The sequence below is a fragment of the Alteromonas sp. 4NH20-0056 genome (genome assembly GCF_057539655.1).
On the sequence record NZ_BAAJLS010000001.1, the window covers coordinates 730,795 to 745,171 of the forward strand.

General features: G+C 45.6%; 16 protein-coding genes. 5 read left to right on the top strand and 11 right to left on the bottom strand.

What is annotated here, in order from left to right; translation table 11 throughout:
• Nucleotides 1-116: 116 nt before the first annotated feature.
• Nucleotides 117-1,682, bottom strand: a complete 1,566-nt coding sequence (locus AC27EZ_RS03240) for a SulP family inorganic anion transporter (RefSeq protein ID WP_421133560.1) — start codon at nucleotides 1,680-1,682, stop codon at nucleotides 117-119.
• Nucleotides 1,683-1,980: 298 nt separating this feature from the next.
• Between AC27EZ_RS03240 and AC27EZ_RS03245 the strand changes: the two genes are divergently transcribed.
• Entirely contained in the window at nucleotides 1,981-2,271 is a 291-nt protein-coding gene (locus tag AC27EZ_RS03245) for a hypothetical protein (protein WP_421133559.1), read from the top strand.
• A 27-nt stretch (nucleotides 2,272-2,298) separates the two neighbouring features.
• Here AC27EZ_RS03245 and AC27EZ_RS03250 read toward each other — a convergent pair whose 3' ends face one another.
• Genes AC27EZ_RS03250 through AC27EZ_RS03260 form a run of 3 tightly spaced genes read right to left on the bottom strand, consistent with a single transcriptional unit; the run spans nucleotide 2,299 to nucleotide 3,863 of the window.
• On the bottom strand, nucleotides 2,299-2,871 hold the full coding sequence (locus AC27EZ_RS03250) for a nucleotidyltransferase family protein (RefSeq protein WP_487133921.1): 573 nt from the start codon (nucleotides 2,869-2,871) through the stop codon (nucleotides 2,299-2,301).
• 41 nt (nucleotides 2,872-2,912) lie between these two features.
• A complete protein-coding gene (locus tag AC27EZ_RS03255) occupies nucleotides 2,913-3,227 on the bottom strand; it encodes a BolA family protein (protein ID WP_421133557.1) in 315 nt (104 codons plus the stop codon).
• A 9-nt stretch (nucleotides 3,228-3,236) separates the two neighbouring features.
• A complete protein-coding gene (locus AC27EZ_RS03260) occupies nucleotides 3,237-3,863 on the bottom strand; it encodes an alpha-ketoglutarate-dependent dioxygenase AlkB family protein (protein ID WP_487133922.1) in 627 nt (208 codons plus the stop codon).
• A gap of 30 nt (nucleotides 3,864-3,893) precedes the next feature.
• Between AC27EZ_RS03260 and AC27EZ_RS03265 the strand changes: the two genes are divergently transcribed.
• Both AC27EZ_RS03265 and AC27EZ_RS03270 read left to right on the top strand, forming a co-directional pair.
• Nucleotides 3,894-5,102: a methyltransferase gene (locus AC27EZ_RS03265; RefSeq protein ID WP_487133923.1), complete on the top strand. Its 1,209-nt coding sequence runs from the start codon at nucleotides 3,894-3,896 to the stop codon at nucleotides 5,100-5,102.
• Between the two features lie 49 nt (nucleotides 5,103-5,151).
• Nucleotides 5,152-5,721 (top strand): peptidylprolyl isomerase, encoded by a 570-nt coding sequence (locus AC27EZ_RS03270; RefSeq protein WP_487134005.1) that lies wholly within the window; start codon nucleotides 5,152-5,154, stop codon nucleotides 5,719-5,721.
• A gap of 8 nt (nucleotides 5,722-5,729) precedes the next feature.
• Here the strand turns inward: AC27EZ_RS03270 and AC27EZ_RS03275 are convergent, their stop codons facing one another.
• From AC27EZ_RS03275 to efp, 5 genes are all read right to left on the bottom strand, one after another.
• On the bottom strand, nucleotides 5,730-6,233 hold the full coding sequence (locus AC27EZ_RS03275; RefSeq protein WP_487133924.1) for a GNAT family N-acetyltransferase: 504 nt from the start codon (nucleotides 6,231-6,233) through the stop codon (nucleotides 5,730-5,732).
• Nucleotides 6,233-6,868, bottom strand: a complete 636-nt coding sequence (locus AC27EZ_RS03280; protein WP_487133925.1) for a gamma-glutamylcyclotransferase — start codon at nucleotides 6,866-6,868, stop codon at nucleotides 6,233-6,235. The genes AC27EZ_RS03275 and AC27EZ_RS03280 overlap by 1 nt, the downstream gene beginning before the upstream one ends.
• Nucleotides 6,869-6,881: 13 nt before the next feature.
• Complete coding sequence (locus tag AC27EZ_RS03285; RefSeq protein WP_487133926.1) at nucleotides 6,882-9,365, bottom strand: TonB-dependent receptor; 2,484 nt, start codon at nucleotides 9,363-9,365, stop codon at nucleotides 6,882-6,884.
• Between the two features lie 231 nt (nucleotides 9,366-9,596).
• Nucleotides 9,597-10,565 carry an elongation factor P--(R)-beta-lysine ligase gene (epmA, locus tag AC27EZ_RS03290; protein WP_487133927.1) on the bottom strand — a complete coding sequence of 323 codons (969 nt, stop codon included), beginning with the start codon at nucleotides 10,563-10,565 and terminating at the stop codon, nucleotides 9,597-9,599.
• A 71-nt stretch (nucleotides 10,566-10,636) separates the two neighbouring features.
• Nucleotides 10,637-11,206 carry an elongation factor P gene (efp, locus tag AC27EZ_RS03295; RefSeq protein ID WP_487133928.1) on the bottom strand — a complete coding sequence of 190 codons (570 nt, stop codon included), beginning with the start codon at nucleotides 11,204-11,206 and terminating at the stop codon, nucleotides 10,637-10,639.
• A gap of 36 nt (nucleotides 11,207-11,242) precedes the next feature.
• Between efp and epmB the strand changes: the two genes are divergently transcribed.
• Entirely contained in the window at nucleotides 11,243-12,268 is a 1,026-nt protein-coding gene (epmB, locus tag AC27EZ_RS03300) for an EF-P beta-lysylation protein EpmB (RefSeq protein ID WP_487133929.1), read from the top strand.
• A 1-nt stretch (nucleotide 12,269) separates the two neighbouring features.
• Here epmB and AC27EZ_RS03305 read toward each other — a convergent pair whose 3' ends face one another.
• Nucleotides 12,270-12,461 (bottom strand): hypothetical protein, encoded by a 192-nt coding sequence (locus AC27EZ_RS03305; RefSeq protein ID WP_487133930.1) that lies wholly within the window; start codon nucleotides 12,459-12,461, stop codon nucleotides 12,270-12,272.
• A 117-nt stretch (nucleotides 12,462-12,578) separates the two neighbouring features.
• Here AC27EZ_RS03305 and AC27EZ_RS03310 point away from each other — a divergent pair, with 117 nt between their 5' ends.
• Nucleotides 12,579-12,893, top strand: a complete 315-nt coding sequence (locus AC27EZ_RS03310; protein WP_487133931.1) for a hypothetical protein — start codon at nucleotides 12,579-12,581, stop codon at nucleotides 12,891-12,893.
• 31 nt (nucleotides 12,894-12,924) lie between these two features.
• Here the strand turns inward: AC27EZ_RS03310 and AC27EZ_RS03315 are convergent, their stop codons facing one another.
• Complete coding sequence (locus AC27EZ_RS03315) at nucleotides 12,925-14,229, bottom strand: YfiM family lipoprotein (RefSeq protein ID WP_487133932.1); 1,305 nt, start codon at nucleotides 14,227-14,229, stop codon at nucleotides 12,925-12,927.
• Between the last annotated feature and the right edge of the window lie 148 nt (nucleotides 14,230-14,377).

Sequence of the window (14,377 nt, forward strand, 5' to 3'; positions counted from 1 at the left end):
CATTTGTTTACGCTTAAAAGGGCACTAAGCGCTATTTAATGGCTAAAACAGGTATGGTAAAAAAAAGCCCAAATCTCATTAGAGGTTTGGGCTTTGAACATTTAGGAAATGCCGGTTTACGCTAGCGAGTCTGTCGCCACACGATACCTCGGGTCTTCATTCACGTTAATTTCAACAAATTTATCCGCATTTCGAAGTAAGCAGCGGCACTCGTCACTGATATGACGGATGTGTAACTTCTTACCTTGTTCTTCATACTTATCGGCAAGCGTATCGAGCGCATCAATACCTGATGAGTCCCAAATACGAGATTCTTTGAAGTCGATGACCACATCGTCAGGGTCGTTTAATACATCGAATAAATCTTTAAAATGAGACACTGAACCGAAAAATAACGGACCTTCTAAGTCGTAGACTTTCCAACCATCGTTGTCGATATGCGATTTTACCGCAATATGTCGTGCATGCTTCCAAGCAAAAACGAGGGCAGAAACAATAACCCCTACCACCACTGCAATCGCTAAATCGGCAATAACTGTAACACCGGTTACGAGGAAGAGAACAAATGCATCTTCTTTATTTACGCCACGTATTATTCTAAATGACGCCCACTCAAAGGTAGCAATAACAACCACAAACATAACGCCCACTAACGCTGCCAGTGGGATCATTTCGATAAGGGGGGCTGCAAACAAAATGAATGCTAATAGTACTAGTGCTGCGGTAATACCCGATAAGCGACCTCTGCCACCGGAATTAATGTTAATCATACTTTGACCAATCATGGCACAGCCACCCATTCCGCCAAAGAACCCATTAACCGTATTTGCAACACCTTGCCCTACGCATTCTTTGTTACCACGCCCGCGAGTATCGGTCATTTCGTCAATAAGTGACAACGTCAGCAGAGATTCTATTAAACCAACCAAACACAAGATAATTGAGGTAGGCAAAATGATCATGAACGTTTCCCAAGTGAAAGGCACCATAGGAATGGCGAAACTGGGCAGCTCTCCCGCTAGCGTCGCACTTGCTTTTTGTTCCGCAGGTAAAAGGTCGCGTACAAAATCGATAACAGTTCGCGCTTCTAAGTCCATGCCATGAACAAGTGCAGTAACGGTAACAATAGCTACTAGCGATGCTGGAACCGCGGTCGTTAATTTAGGTAACAGATAAATGATTGCCATGGTTAAGGCCACAAGGCCTAACATCCAATACAACATGGTGCCTTGCATCCACGTTAACTCACCCACGGCGTTAAGTACTTTAAACTGCCCTAATTGCGCAAGGAAAATAACGATTGCCAGCCCGTTTACGAACCCCAGCATTACGGGGTAAGGCACTAAGCGAATAAACTTTCCAAGTTTAAACACGCCACACATGATCTGCAGTAACCCGGCGAGAATGACCGCGGCAAACAGATATTGCACACCGTGCTGTGCGACTAGCGCGACCATCACCACTGCCATTGCGCCTGTCGCCCCAGAAATCATACCGGGTCGGCCACCTATTGCAGAGGTAATTAACCCCATCATGAAAGCTGCATATAAGCCAATCATAGGCTCAACACCTGCAACAAAAGCAAATGCTACTGCTTCAGGTACCAGTGCTAACGCAACCGTAATACCTGACAGCACATCGTTTTTAACGTTGCTATCTTTATTGGTAATTAAATCGAACATGTTTTCTCAGCGTGTAAAACGTTTAAAGGTTAACGGCTTTTATTGTTCTGATGAACAAGCACAAGCGCGCTTAAAAGTGCCCGCGATTCTACCATCATTGTGCGTTAAGATCTTTTAATAGAATGTTAATCGAACAATTCAAGATTTAAAGGTGTGCTCTGCCGGTGAAGTTTATTTTGTTTTGTTGCTGACAAACGTTGGGTGACATGGCATCGTAACGCGCAATTTTGCAATGAGGTTTACCGGCTGAATCGCGCCCCTTGTGCAACAGTCACTATTTAACATGCTAGGAGTTTACGTGGTCCCTTATATTTTAACTGTTTTATGTATTGGTGTTGCGTTCACTATTCATTGGTTTGCGCCTAAGGCGTATTGGAAAGCCACGTTAATGTCGACCGCGGTTATTTTGCTTTTTTCAATTGCAGCACTTTTTATTTTTAAAGCATCAGGAATGTTGGTTAGTGAGCACACTGGCAAAAACCCTGACTTTTCTGCTGAACTGCCTACTATCACCTTATTAATGACCTTCTTTGGGTTTCTTATCTCTGTGTTTGTTGGCTGGTTTCTTCAGGTTGTACGCCGTAAGTGACGATAAGTTTATTACCCAAGATTGATGCTATTGGGTATTGACGAGACGTAATTGTGGCCATAGCTTTAACCATTTTTTAGTCTTAACGCGCCTACTGAATACCTCAGGTCGAGGTATTTTCGGATTAACCGAAATGGTGCCTTTCATGTTTTGACTGAGGCCAAAAGGGGCAAGAAATTCGAATGTATCGTTTAGCGATAATCGCACCGCGACACAGGTCTCTCTTTCTATCCACATAGATATCGCATCTTCGCAGGACCTGTATGGCACATGATTGTGCTGAATATGCATTCTTGCTTGATTCTTCACTTGCCATGGTACCATTGGATTTTGCTTTTGAAGCGTCTCTTTGATGACGCGCTCAGACTCTACTGATAGGTCATGCGGGTCAAAATAAATAACATCAACATCGTTAAGCGGGGTTGGAACCACAAACTCATGCTGCGCGTCCCAAATAGCATTTCGCAAGAAACCTGCACCAATATACCCTTGGGGCAAATCCAACGTACGTAATGCATATAAACAGTCCATACGATAGTTATCTGCAATGAGGATATTCTCAACGTAGCGTCGCTGCGCTGGGGTAATCGTGGGGTACATGCTCACTTTTAGAATGTTCTGAGGTGGGTTTGGTAAGCGGCTTACCGTTTACTGCCACCTAAACAATCAGGTGATGGAGAAGACGCTTGGCCTTTTGCTATCCACTCATCTGGTGTATAAGTGTGCAGCGCTAATGCATGCACGGGGCCTTTTAATGCTTCATCAAGGAGTGCATTTACTGCACGATGACGCGCAATTAAGCGTTGACCAACGAAGGTCTCGCTCACTACGGTTACGTTAAAGTGGCTTTGCGCACCGTCGGGAACATTATGCATGAAACTTTCATCAACAATGTCTAGAAACGTCGGGGTTAGCGCTTCATTCACTGCACTTTCTATAAATGCCTTTACGTTCATTCGTTTTGTTTACCTTGGGTGGATGAATCGGTAAGTAAGATTAATTCTATCACCAATTGATTTTGCCGTCTTTGCGATACCGTGAACATAGTGGGTTTGTGTGGTGCCAGCCATCACCAATAAACTACCATGCTCCAAATGATGTACATATCGCGCTTTGGTTTCCTTGTGTTTAAACACAAATGGGCGAGATTCACCGAACGTTACCGAGGCAATCGTCGGATTGACCCCTAGCTCGGACTCATCATCGGCATGCAAACTCATGCTATCTTGTCCATCTCGATACCAGTTTGCCAATACACTATTAAATGGCGCATCGCATTGCTGACTGCATTTATCTTTAATCGCCGATAATTCTGGCGTCCAAGGTGATGGCGACAAGGTTAAATTTGAGTATTGATATACGCAATGCGCATCACCATGCCACGACTGCAAACGCGGAATGGGAATAGATTTCCCGTAAAGGCGAATGTCGTCTTGACGCCAGGGGAGTGTAGTGGCGAGCTGCTGATGATACGCATTCGCTTGCTCTACACCGAGCCATTGCGGATAATACAACACATCTGCTTCTGGCAAAGGAAGCTTTACAGGAGACGACGGGCCGCGGGCCGATGTCTCAAACAGTGGTAACTGCATGTCGCCCTCTTTAACGTTGAATGTAAAACAATGAATACTGAATTTATATTGGCTGACCGCCAGCTTACCTTAATACGCTACCCTGAAAAGCTTCAGCATGTCAGTTTGCAAGCATGGGATAGCGCCGATGAGTTACTTATTGACCACGTAGAGTCATTAATTAGCGATATGCCAACGTGTGACGCAAATGATCTCGTAATCGTTAACGATGATTTCGGTGCACTTGGTTGTTGGTTTACGCACGTTAACCCTATTTGGATTTCTGACTCCTATATCTCATTACGCTCGCTTAAGGAAAATCTAACCAAAAATGGGCACAGCGTTTCCATGGCCAATGATACTCAGATTACCGCACCTGTCTCAACGGTGACCAGCGTTGAAAGCATGCACTTTGAGCCAGCTCACACGCCTAAAATAGTTGTTATTAAGGTACCCCGCACACTTGCGTTGCTTGAACAGCAGCTTATTGATATTAGGCGCTACGCAAGTAACGATACTCATGTCGTGGCGGGTGGCAAAGCCAAAGCGATTACTAAGTCGGTGTTAGCGTTGTTTGAAAAATATATTGGCCCAACAACAACATCGTTGGCAAAAAAGAAATCGCGCCTTATATTTTCTGCATTTAATGACAACATAGCGTCTTGTACATCCCCCTACCCTGTGACATGGACGTGCAAAAGCACGGCGGGAAAAGTCTTTACATTGCACAACCATGCTAATGTATTTTCACGTCAATCACTGGATATTGGTGCGCGCATCATGTTGTCGCACATGACCGTCGCCGCTAATGATGTAGTAGTCGATTTAGGCTGTGGCAATGGTATTTTAGGGTTAAACGCGCTCAATTTGGCGCCCCACTGCAAAGTTATTTTTGTTGATGAGTCGTTTATGGCGCTGGAAAGTGCAAGGCAAAACGTGCTTGAAAACTTTCCCGAGGCCATTGATCAATGCCAGTTCATTGCCAGCAACTGTCTAGAGCAGCTGATTGAACAGCAGGGCGAAAATTGCGTCAGTAAAGTATTGTGCAACCCGCCGTTTCATCAACAAAATGCTATTACCGATCATATTGCGTGGCAAATGTTTCATGATGCAAAAGACGCATTGGGTAAAGGCGGTCATCTTGTTGTAGTGGGCAATCGTCATTTAGACTATCACATTAAGCTAAAACGCATTTTTGGCGGTATAACAACAACAGCAAGTGACAGCAAATTTGTTGTTTTCACCACCGCAAAACGATAAGGAACGCACTATGCGAAACATTGTAACGCTATCTATTGTCATTGTGACTATGCTTCTAAGTAACGCGCTTCATGCCGCGAAAAACGACGATGGCTCACACGTGCAACCCGATAACTATTATCCTCGGGTTAAAATTGAAACCACGATGGGTGATATCGTGGTCGAGCTGGATAGACGTCGCGCACCTCTTACCGTGAACAACTTTTTACGATATGTAGAAAAACGTAGCTATGAGAACACGATTTTTCACCGTATTGTGCCTGGCTTCGTGGTGCAAGGTGGCGGGTATACAGAAAACTTCGACGGCAAGTCTAACTTTCCTGACATTTTTAACGAGTCGGGCAACGGGTTAACCAACGATTTGCACACTATCGCCATGGCGCGTCAGGATGATCCGCATACCGCTAATCGTCAGTTTTTCTTTAACGTAAACGACAACACTACGTTAAATCCGGGGCGCGATTGGGGATATGCTGTTTTTGGAATGATTGTAGAGGGTGAGGACATCGTCGATGCAATGTCAGAAGTAGAAACCGAATACTCCATTCGGTTAAATACGAATAACGTTCCTATCGAGCCTATCATCATCAATAAAGTAACGGTATTGCCCCCTTACTAACCCCCTACCTATATAAGGGGCTGCCAATAAAGACGCTGGCCTGGTAACCCCTTATCAAAAAACGTCCCTTGCTTTTGGAAGCCCAGTTGTTCAAGCACATGCTGTGAGCGTGTATTTTCAGGGTGTGTCATTGCGGTCACAAATGCAAAATGGCGATTTACCCTTGCCCATTCAATAACGCTGTGAGCGGCTTCAAATACAATGCCTTGCCCCCTAGCATGAGGCAACAAAGCAAACCCTAAATCTGGGCATGTAAAAGCATAACGGTTTATCAGACCACACAACCCTAGCGCTTGTTGCGTTTTTCGACATTTGACTGCGAGTAAGCCATAGCCCCATTCTGACAATTGCGCATTTATGCGGTAGATGTACTCTTTTGCTTGGTCAGCATTGCTCACGCCCCTATCACCAATAAACTGAAGCCAAAGCGGGTCTTGGTTTATCGTAAGCACCCACTCGTGGTCGTCAAATTGCAGCGGCGTCAGCGATAATCGCGGTGTGAGTATCTCCATTATCGACCCTGATGCTCGATTAATAGGGCGTCTATTTCACTTAGCACGTCGTGGCTAATATGCGCAGCTCGTGGATACTTTACTGCCTTTCTATCGTTAACCCGTGGATGGTGCCAATGTGAGGTAAGGTTGATAAACGCCTTTGCCTCTTTAACACCTCCATGTTCTAAACAACCTGATATGCAGGTATCGATATACGTTTGATGAACCGGGTATTTGGGTGTCGCGGGTTCACACGCCAGCGTTTCGCATAGCCAGTAGGTGTGCTTTTCTAACGCGCCACGTGCCAACTCACCCGCATCATCTGACGAGAACGATATGGCGTGATGTGGAACTTTTACGAACTGGTAATCTTTTTCACGTTCGCGTAGTCGAGGATTAATATGGGTGGGAATAAGCTGCGCGGTGAGCTGCGATTTTACGTTTGCTATAGCGCCGACATAGGTCTGCGATTCCGCGAGGCTTCGGGTTACCCATGCGCGTTGAAAACCATCAACGCGCACAGGAACGCCAAGTGTATGTATATGAGAGAAACGCTCTCGACTGTCTTTGCTTAATAAACTGCCATAACCTAATACGATATGTTGCGTATCAATATTACTCAGCCATGTTGCAATATCATTATCCGAAAGCATATTACTCCGTGTTTTAGAACAGGGCGCGAACCCCCACTGTTAAATTTCTACCTGGAAGCGGCGCTTGGTCTTTGAGGAAAGACGTATGCACACGCGCCTCTTCATTTGTTAGGTTGTTGCCACGTGCAAATAGTACCCAATCAACCCCTTGACTCGCAAATTCATATTGAACACTCGCATTAATCAGCGTGTAACCGTCGGTTGGGGTTTCAAATGCTGCTACATCAGTTTGCTCGTCATACCATGTAAAACCAACATCAGCGCTTAATGCATCGTTCACGTAACTTAACTCACTGCCCAGTCTCATTGGAGGTGTGCGCGGTAAATTGTCGTCTTCAATGTCTGCATCAATATAGTCGGTAAACACGGTTAAGCGAAGCGTGTCGCTCATATCAAAATACGCTTCTGCTTCCATACCCCAAATATCAGCATCAGCTTGTTGGAAATAATAAACCGGCAAGCCTTCTTCGCTATGTTCGTCATGCGCTTCTTCATGCATCTCGCCGTCATGTTCATCACCGTGCTCTTCATGATCCTCATGGTCTGTCAGCGCTATAAGCCCAGTATTGGTTTGATAAACATAATCGCTAGCCTGATTGTAGAAGAATGAAACGCTGTAACCCCAATCACCCGTGAACTTTCGGAACGTTACGTCAAGGTTAGTACTTACTTCTTCTGAAACGCCTTTTAATGATTCTTCAATATGCCCTTCTTCGTCTAAGTCGAACACCAGCCCAACTTCGTAGCTTTGCGTGGCTAAATGCTGGCCGGCAGAGAATAGCTCTTGTTGGCTAGGTGCACGCTCACTTCTTGACAAGGTTACCGCTACCGACTGCCCGTCTGCGTAAACCCAATTTGCCCCAGCAGATAACGACACGCTCGTGAAATCGTACTCAGGGAAATTGAAGGCAGTAGCATGCGCTTCATGCTCTTCTTCATGACCCTCTTCCCCCTCATGCATGTCATGGTCTTCGTCATGATACACTTCCAATTCAACTGCGTTATCTTCAGCGTCAATGGTTGTGCGCTCAATACGGCCACCTAACTCAAACGTGACATTGCCTACTTTCTTCTGCTCAATCAAATATAGTGCATAGCTTGATGTGGTATTTTCTGGCGTAAAGGCCTCTTCCCCTACCGCATTGTAATCACTATGGTTAACCTGCAATCCAAATACGCCGTGCCACCCATTTACTTCTTCGTGATAGGCAGAAAGACGGATATCGCTCGCTTTGTTGGTAAACACAGTTCCCGGCTCACCGTCTTCAATTTCAGCATGCTCATAATCTGTGTATGCTGCAGCGAATTTAATATTGGTTAACCCTTTCACCGGTGAGTGCCACTCACCCGCGGCTTGGTATCGAGTCATATCAACATTAAGTAAAACACCTTCTTCACCGTGCTCTTCATCATGGTCATCATGCTCACCCTCAAGGTCGCTATGCGCGTCGTCATGCTCTTCATGTTCTTCACCGTGCGCGTGGCTGTGACCTGGAACGCCATATTCGTTGTCTAGTTGTTCAACGGCGAAACCAAAATAGCCTTCCTCGGCTACATATGAGATACCTGCTACGATATTGGTGGTTTCCATGGCGCTGTCTTCTAGAACACCATTTGGCTCATCTTCGTCTGGGTCGATAGACGCAAACCCTGGAATATCGGCATTTTCAGTGTCGCGGAAAAAACCATCTACGTGCCACACAATATTGCCTGAACCGCCAGTAATATCACCTCGAGTATATTTACCTTCATTTACTGTACTGTAATTAACCTCGGCTTCACCCTCTACACCATCTACTTGGTATTGCGGAATACGTTTATCTACAACGTTTACCACGCCTCCAATGGCGCCACTGCCGTATTGTAATGTAGCTGGCCCACGAAGCACTTCAACTTGTGTCGCGCTTGATAATGTTGTGGCGACGTTATGATCCGGTCCAACACGAGAAACATCAGACACGTCTAACCCATTTTGTACGATTTTAACGCGAGGGCCGTCATTACCTCGGATAATGGGGCTGCTTGATACTGGTCCGAAGTAGGTACTGTGAACACCGGGCGCATTCTTTAACGTTTCACCCAATGTAGGCGCTTCTATTTTTCGTAATTTTTCAGCACCGATCACGGTTACAGGCGTAACTGACTCAAGCACTGAAGACTCCAGTGCCGTTGCTGTAACCACGATGTTTTCTACCGACGCAGGCGTCAGTGTAAAGTCGACATTTTGGTCGCCTTCAATCTCGCCTAAGTCGTTGTCGCCATGAATATACTGTGATGAAAATACGTGCAGGTGAACGTGGGTTTGTTTTACGTCCTCGAAAACGTAGACACCCTTGTCATTGGTTTTAGCGACCCTGCGGGTTCCCTCTATTTGCACCTTGGCTCCGACAACTGCATTACCCGAGGCATCAATAACTTTACCGGTAATGGTAGTTGCCAGTGTTGGCGCACTGAGCAAACCGGCAATAGTCAAACTTAACAACGATGGAACCTTCATTACTTTCCCCTACTCGTAGTATTTTTATTAATTAATGTGATGTTATAACATTTTCATCAATGCGCAGAATAATGTCAACGGCTTTTTATCGTGCAGTATGGAGGTTTGACCGTTGTCAGCAGGATTACTTGAACGCAACGCAGCGTTTTTAGTCGTTTAGAACGCAAAAATTAAGAGAGGGAAGCGATAGTTTTAAACACTATGTTTGAAAATTCGCGTTAGTAACTATGCCTAAGCAATATGCGTGGGAAAATTGATAACATCGCTTATTGAAGACGCGCCTAATTGAAGCATTAACAACCTATCGATACCTAGCGCTACCCCCGCACAAGCGGGTAAACCATGCGACAGTGCATCGAGGAAATACTCGTCAACGGGCTTGGTTTCTTGGCCGTTTTCCAGTCGTTTTTCATTATCACTGTGAAAGCGTTTACGCTGCTCGCTGGCATTACTCAATTCGTTAAATCCATTTGCAAGTTCAGCACCTTTGAAGTACACCTCAAAACGATCCGCTACGCGCGCATCATCTTTATTAATGGTGGCCAGTGCGGCTTGTGATGCAGGAAATGCATGAATAAAACAAGGGCGTTCTTGTCCTATGCGAGGCTCTACTGCATAACTGAACAGAAGCTGTAACACACTGTCTTTACTGAGGGTTTGCGGGCTATTGATGTTAATACCAATCTGCGCCATTTTGTTTAGCAGCATAGCGTGAGACGAATCAAGCGGACATAAGCCAAGGTGCTCCTTAAATGCCTGCTGATAGGTCATCATATCAGCGTGTTCAGTGTGTAATACTGCCATTAATAAGGCGTTCACTTCTTCCATCAACGCATGGTGATCAAAGCCTGGGCGATACCATTCAAGCATCGTAAATTCAGGGTTATGCCAACGCCCTTCCCCTTCATGACGAAATGCTTTGCAAATCTGATAAATAGCGCCACTTTCTGCACACAACAGCCGCTTCATAGCGTATTCGGGTGAGGTTTGCAGATAAAGTGAAACGGGACTACCGGTTCTATCAAAATGAAATTGGGTGTGAAATGCATCTAAATGCTCATCGGTAATAGTACCGTGACACAAAAGCGGGGTTTCTACTTCAAGTACATGCCTGTCTTCAAAGAACTGTCGAATATGCTTCAACATTGTCGCACGTGCTATGCGCGCGTGGTGCGAAGTGGTTGGTTTCCATGATGACATAAAGGCAGGGTTACACCAGTTGGAGATAAAAAGGACATGCCGCATTAACCATCAATGCGGCATGTAACTCATTATTTTTGTGCGCGAGAAACGTATTCACCTGAACGCGTATCAACACGGATCACTTCACCGGTCTGTACAAACAATGGCACACGAACCACAGCGCCCGTGCTCAATGTTGCCGGTTTGCCGCCTGTCCCTGCCGTATCGCCCTTAAGGCCTGGGTCAGTTTCAGTAATTTCCAACTCAACAAAGTTCGGTGGCGTTACGGTAATAGGCGAACCATTCCACAAGGTAATAATGCATACATCGTTTTCTACCAACCATTTCTTGTTGTCGCCAAGCGCTTTTTCATCTGCAGCGATTTGTTCGAATGTATCATTATTCATAAAGTGGTAGAATTCACCGTCGGTGTATAAGTAGGCAAGCTCTGTATCCATGACATCAGCGCCTTCTACCGACTCACCAGAGCGGAATGTTTTTTCTAAAACTTTACCTGAAATTAGTTTACGAATTTTTACGCGGTTAAACGCTTGGCCTTTACCAGGCTTTACGTATTCGTTTTCTAAAATGTTGCATGGTTCGCCGTCCAGCATGATTTTCAGGCCGCCTTTGAACTCGTTAGTGCTGTAATTAGCCATAATTCCTCTGTCTAACCATAAGGTACAAAAAGTTTCGTGGCACGAATAATACCTAAAAAACCGATTTCTGTAGAGCATAACTGGCAAAAAGAATTAGCAAAAAGCATAACTGACCCTGCCGCACTGCTTTCTTACATGGAATTGCCGTTAGAAAAGTATGCTCAGCATAGTAAAGCGCGCCGTTTATTTCCAATGCGTGTACCACGTCATTTTGTGGAATTAATGGAAAAAGGTAACCCTAACGACCCTTTATTTTTGCAGGTTATGCCATTGAGTGATGAATTCGTCACCAGCCCACAGTACAGCGAAGACCCACTAGAAGAGCATGACACCGCAACACGAGGCGTATTGCATAAATACCAATCGCGCGTATTGCTAATGGTACGCACGGGCTGTGCGGTAAACTGTCGTTACTGTTTTCGGCGCCATTTCCCTTATGCTGACAACGCCGTGAATAAACAGCAATGGCAAGAGGCGATTGCTTACATTGAAACTAATAGCGACATAAACGAAGTTATTTTTTCCGGCGGCGACCCGTTAATGGCCAAAGATGACCATCTTGAGTGGTTAGCCAATGCCCTTGCCGATATACCCCATGTTAAGCGATTACGTATTCATACTCGGTTACCGGTAGTATTACCTGAGCGCATCGATAATGCATTTATATCGTGGTTTAGCGCACTGCCTTTACAGAAAGTTTTAGTGCTACACGCCAACCATGCGAATGAAATCGCTGAGCCGTTGAAACAGCGTTTACTGGCACTAAAACAGGCGAACGTCACACTGCTTAATCAGTCGGTATTGCTAAAGGGCGTAAATGATAGCGCCGATGCTATATGCGATTTAAGCGACGCCTTAATGGATGCGGGCGTGCTTCCCTATTACCTTCACGTGTTAGATAAAGTGCAAGGCGCTGCGCATTTTTATGTCAGTGATGACGATGGCAGGAGAATAATAGCGGAAGCGATAAAGCGCTTACCAGGCTTTCTGGTCCCCAAGCTCGTCAGAGAGATCGGAGGCCAACCTGGCAAAACGCCTATCGACTTACATTTGCATCCCTAACCTAGGCATAGGTATTGATATTGGCGCCTAATGCCGGATTAGAGGATGACGGTTTTGGTACGTCAGCTGCTGATTCCAGTAGCTGAAGCGTCGCTTTACCCTCTTGTTGCTGTTGGCTTTTCGCCAGCTTAAGAGAGGCTAATTCAAGTGACGCACCGGACGTTCCAGAGGTACTAGCACCTTGTAGATCCATACCATTTTCCTTTGTTGCTTGTAGCAAAGTAAAAAAGTGGGCAGAATTGCCCACCTCATAGAGTATCGACATCTTCTGTAGAAACTTTAACCGATTTTTTTAATTTCGAGGATTTTTATGCAAGCTATTCATGAACAGCTTCAGGAAACTATTCAAACGCTTTACCGCAAATCGGTAGATGCAGATAATGCCCTAAAGCTACTTCAGCAGGATAAGAAGGGTAAATTTGCCGCGGTATTTGCAGAGGATAGTGGCTTTAGCACCTCGGCCAAACGCTTTGGCCCCTATGTAGAAGAAATTGCGTTAGATTGGCAGGCATTGAAAGAAATGAATGATGAAGAAGCCAAACGTGCGCTTCCCTCGCTAATAAAAAAAATTGAGCTAGCGTTAAGCACTATCGCGCAATTCCAACAGTCTCTTTCGACTAACTAACTACACGCGCATAACCCACACATGGATACGTTTACGGTTTAATCGACAGCGAATACATTGGCGTTTCACCTAGCCGCTGTCGAATTTCATCGACCTCTTTTACATAGCGCGGGCTATCTACTCGTTCGTACGTTTGTGTAAATGCTGCTTTGCTCAGCCCTTCAGGTAAATCTAAAATTGGCGGTATAATTTGAGTCTCGGTGCGAATTCTTGCTACGTCTGTTTGTAGCTGCTTTGCCCGTGCTGGATTCGTTGCCACTTTAGCAAATTCAGCGCCGGCCATGTCAGCGGCCAAATCGACAAAGCTGTAGCCTGATCCTCCTTGGCCTCTGTCCATCAACTCTTTGAATTCGCCTATCGCTAACGACACGCCCTCTTCTGACAACAATTGAAACGCTGCTGAGATGATAAAATGACGCGCTAAATCGTTGCGCCCATGAAGCGTCGCGCCTCGCTTAGGCTTTATCGCTATTGAGGCGTTAGGCTGAATATCTCCTACTAAGTGCCCCACACTGTGATGCCCGACATAAGCCGCTAGTGCGACAATCACTGCTTTATTATGGAGCACCGCATCCTCTTCAGTCTCGCTTTGCTCTCTGGCACGTGCCATGCCCTCACGTAGGTATTCAATCAGCGACTGAGGCGACGTAGATAAGGCAAGCTCTCTTCCCGAGATATAGCGAAGATAATAGGCGCTTAGTACAGAAAGTTCTGATTCTTCGTCTACTCCTAAGTTAAGCTTTATATTATTGAGCTCTGCAAGCAGGGCATCTAGCGGGCCAAGGCGTAACGTCATATCTGTGTGTGTCATCGAGACGTGTTCAATTCGGGTAAGTGCCAGGGTCGCCACTTCAGATTCTGTCCATGTATTGATTGCCCACTCGAGAAACGACAGAACATAACCCCCTGACAGGTGAATATCACCCACATTAATTTGCTCAAATGCCAATGCATTACCCGGTACGATAAGGGCGGATACATTAATAAATAGCGACTGACTTGAAGGAGCAAACGTTAGCGCAATCGTGCTGCCCACGGGGGTAACATTGACCTTACCACTGAAATTAGGAATGGCGCGCTGCAGTACGCCTACTAAACTTTCAATTTGTTGTTCTGACAACGTAATTTCGTGGCCTTCTTCTCTTTTTGAAAATGCGCGCTGAAGCTGCGCCAGCAATGTATTTACACTATCAGCACCGTCCAATTGCGCAGGCGCCTCAACCGCAACGAGAGGTTCACGTTGAAATACGGAGAACGTCAGAACGACTAGACCAGCAAAAAGAAGGAGTGTGGTTGCGAAGGAAATACCCAGCACCCATTTAAGGCTGCGTTTCATTACGATTTAATGTTCACCATGGTTAACTTGAAAAAGCGACAATGCGCCCCTTTGTGAGTGTGCTTGCTATGTTACGTTACAATCACATTGGCGCGCCATCAGATAAGACAACAGTGTGTTACGAAATATGTCGCCGCTTACACGTTAG

Excerpts from the sequence above, each read along its gene's own strand:
- AC27EZ_RS03240 (WP_421133560.1), bottom strand. The coding sequence starts at position 1,682 with ATGTTCGATTTAATTACCAATAAAGATAGCAACGTTAAAAACGATGTG.
- AC27EZ_RS03250 (WP_487133921.1), bottom strand. The coding sequence starts at position 2,871 with ATGTACCCCACGATTACCCCAGCGCAGCGACGCTACGTTGAGAATATC.
- AC27EZ_RS03255 (WP_421133557.1), bottom strand. The coding sequence starts at position 3,227 with ATGAACGTAAAGGCATTTATAGAAAGTGCAGTGAATGAAGCGCTAACC.
- AC27EZ_RS03260 (WP_487133922.1), bottom strand. The coding sequence starts at position 3,863 with ATGCAGTTACCACTGTTTGAGACATCGGCCCGCGGCCCGTCGTCTCCT.
- AC27EZ_RS03265 (WP_487133923.1), top strand. The coding sequence starts at position 3,894 with ATGAATACTGAATTTATATTGGCTGACCGCCAGCTTACCTTAATACGC.
- AC27EZ_RS03270 (WP_487134005.1), top strand. The coding sequence starts at position 5,152 with ATGCTTCTAAGTAACGCGCTTCATGCCGCGAAAAACGACGATGGCTCA.
- AC27EZ_RS03275 (WP_487133924.1), bottom strand. The coding sequence starts at position 6,233 with ATGGAGATACTCACACCGCGATTATCGCTGACGCCGCTGCAATTTGAC.
- AC27EZ_RS03280 (WP_487133925.1), bottom strand. The coding sequence starts at position 6,868 with ATGCTTTCGGATAATGATATTGCAACATGGCTGAGTAATATTGATACG.
- AC27EZ_RS03285 (WP_487133926.1), bottom strand. The coding sequence starts at position 9,365 with ATGAAGGTTCCATCGTTGTTAAGTTTGACTATTGCCGGTTTGCTCAGT.
- epmA (WP_487133927.1), bottom strand. The coding sequence starts at position 10,565 with ATGTCATCATGGAAACCAACCACTTCGCACCACGCGCGCATAGCACGT.
- efp (WP_487133928.1), bottom strand. The coding sequence starts at position 11,206 with ATGGCTAATTACAGCACTAACGAGTTCAAAGGCGGCCTGAAAATCATG.
- AC27EZ_RS03305 (WP_487133930.1), bottom strand. The coding sequence starts at position 12,461 with ATGGATCTACAAGGTGCTAGTACCTCTGGAACGTCCGGTGCGTCACTT.
- AC27EZ_RS03310 (WP_487133931.1), top strand. The coding sequence starts at position 12,579 with ATGCAAGCTATTCATGAACAGCTTCAGGAAACTATTCAAACGCTTTAC.
- AC27EZ_RS03315 (WP_487133932.1), bottom strand. The coding sequence starts at position 14,229 with ATGAAACGCAGCCTTAAATGGGTGCTGGGTATTTCCTTCGCAACCACA.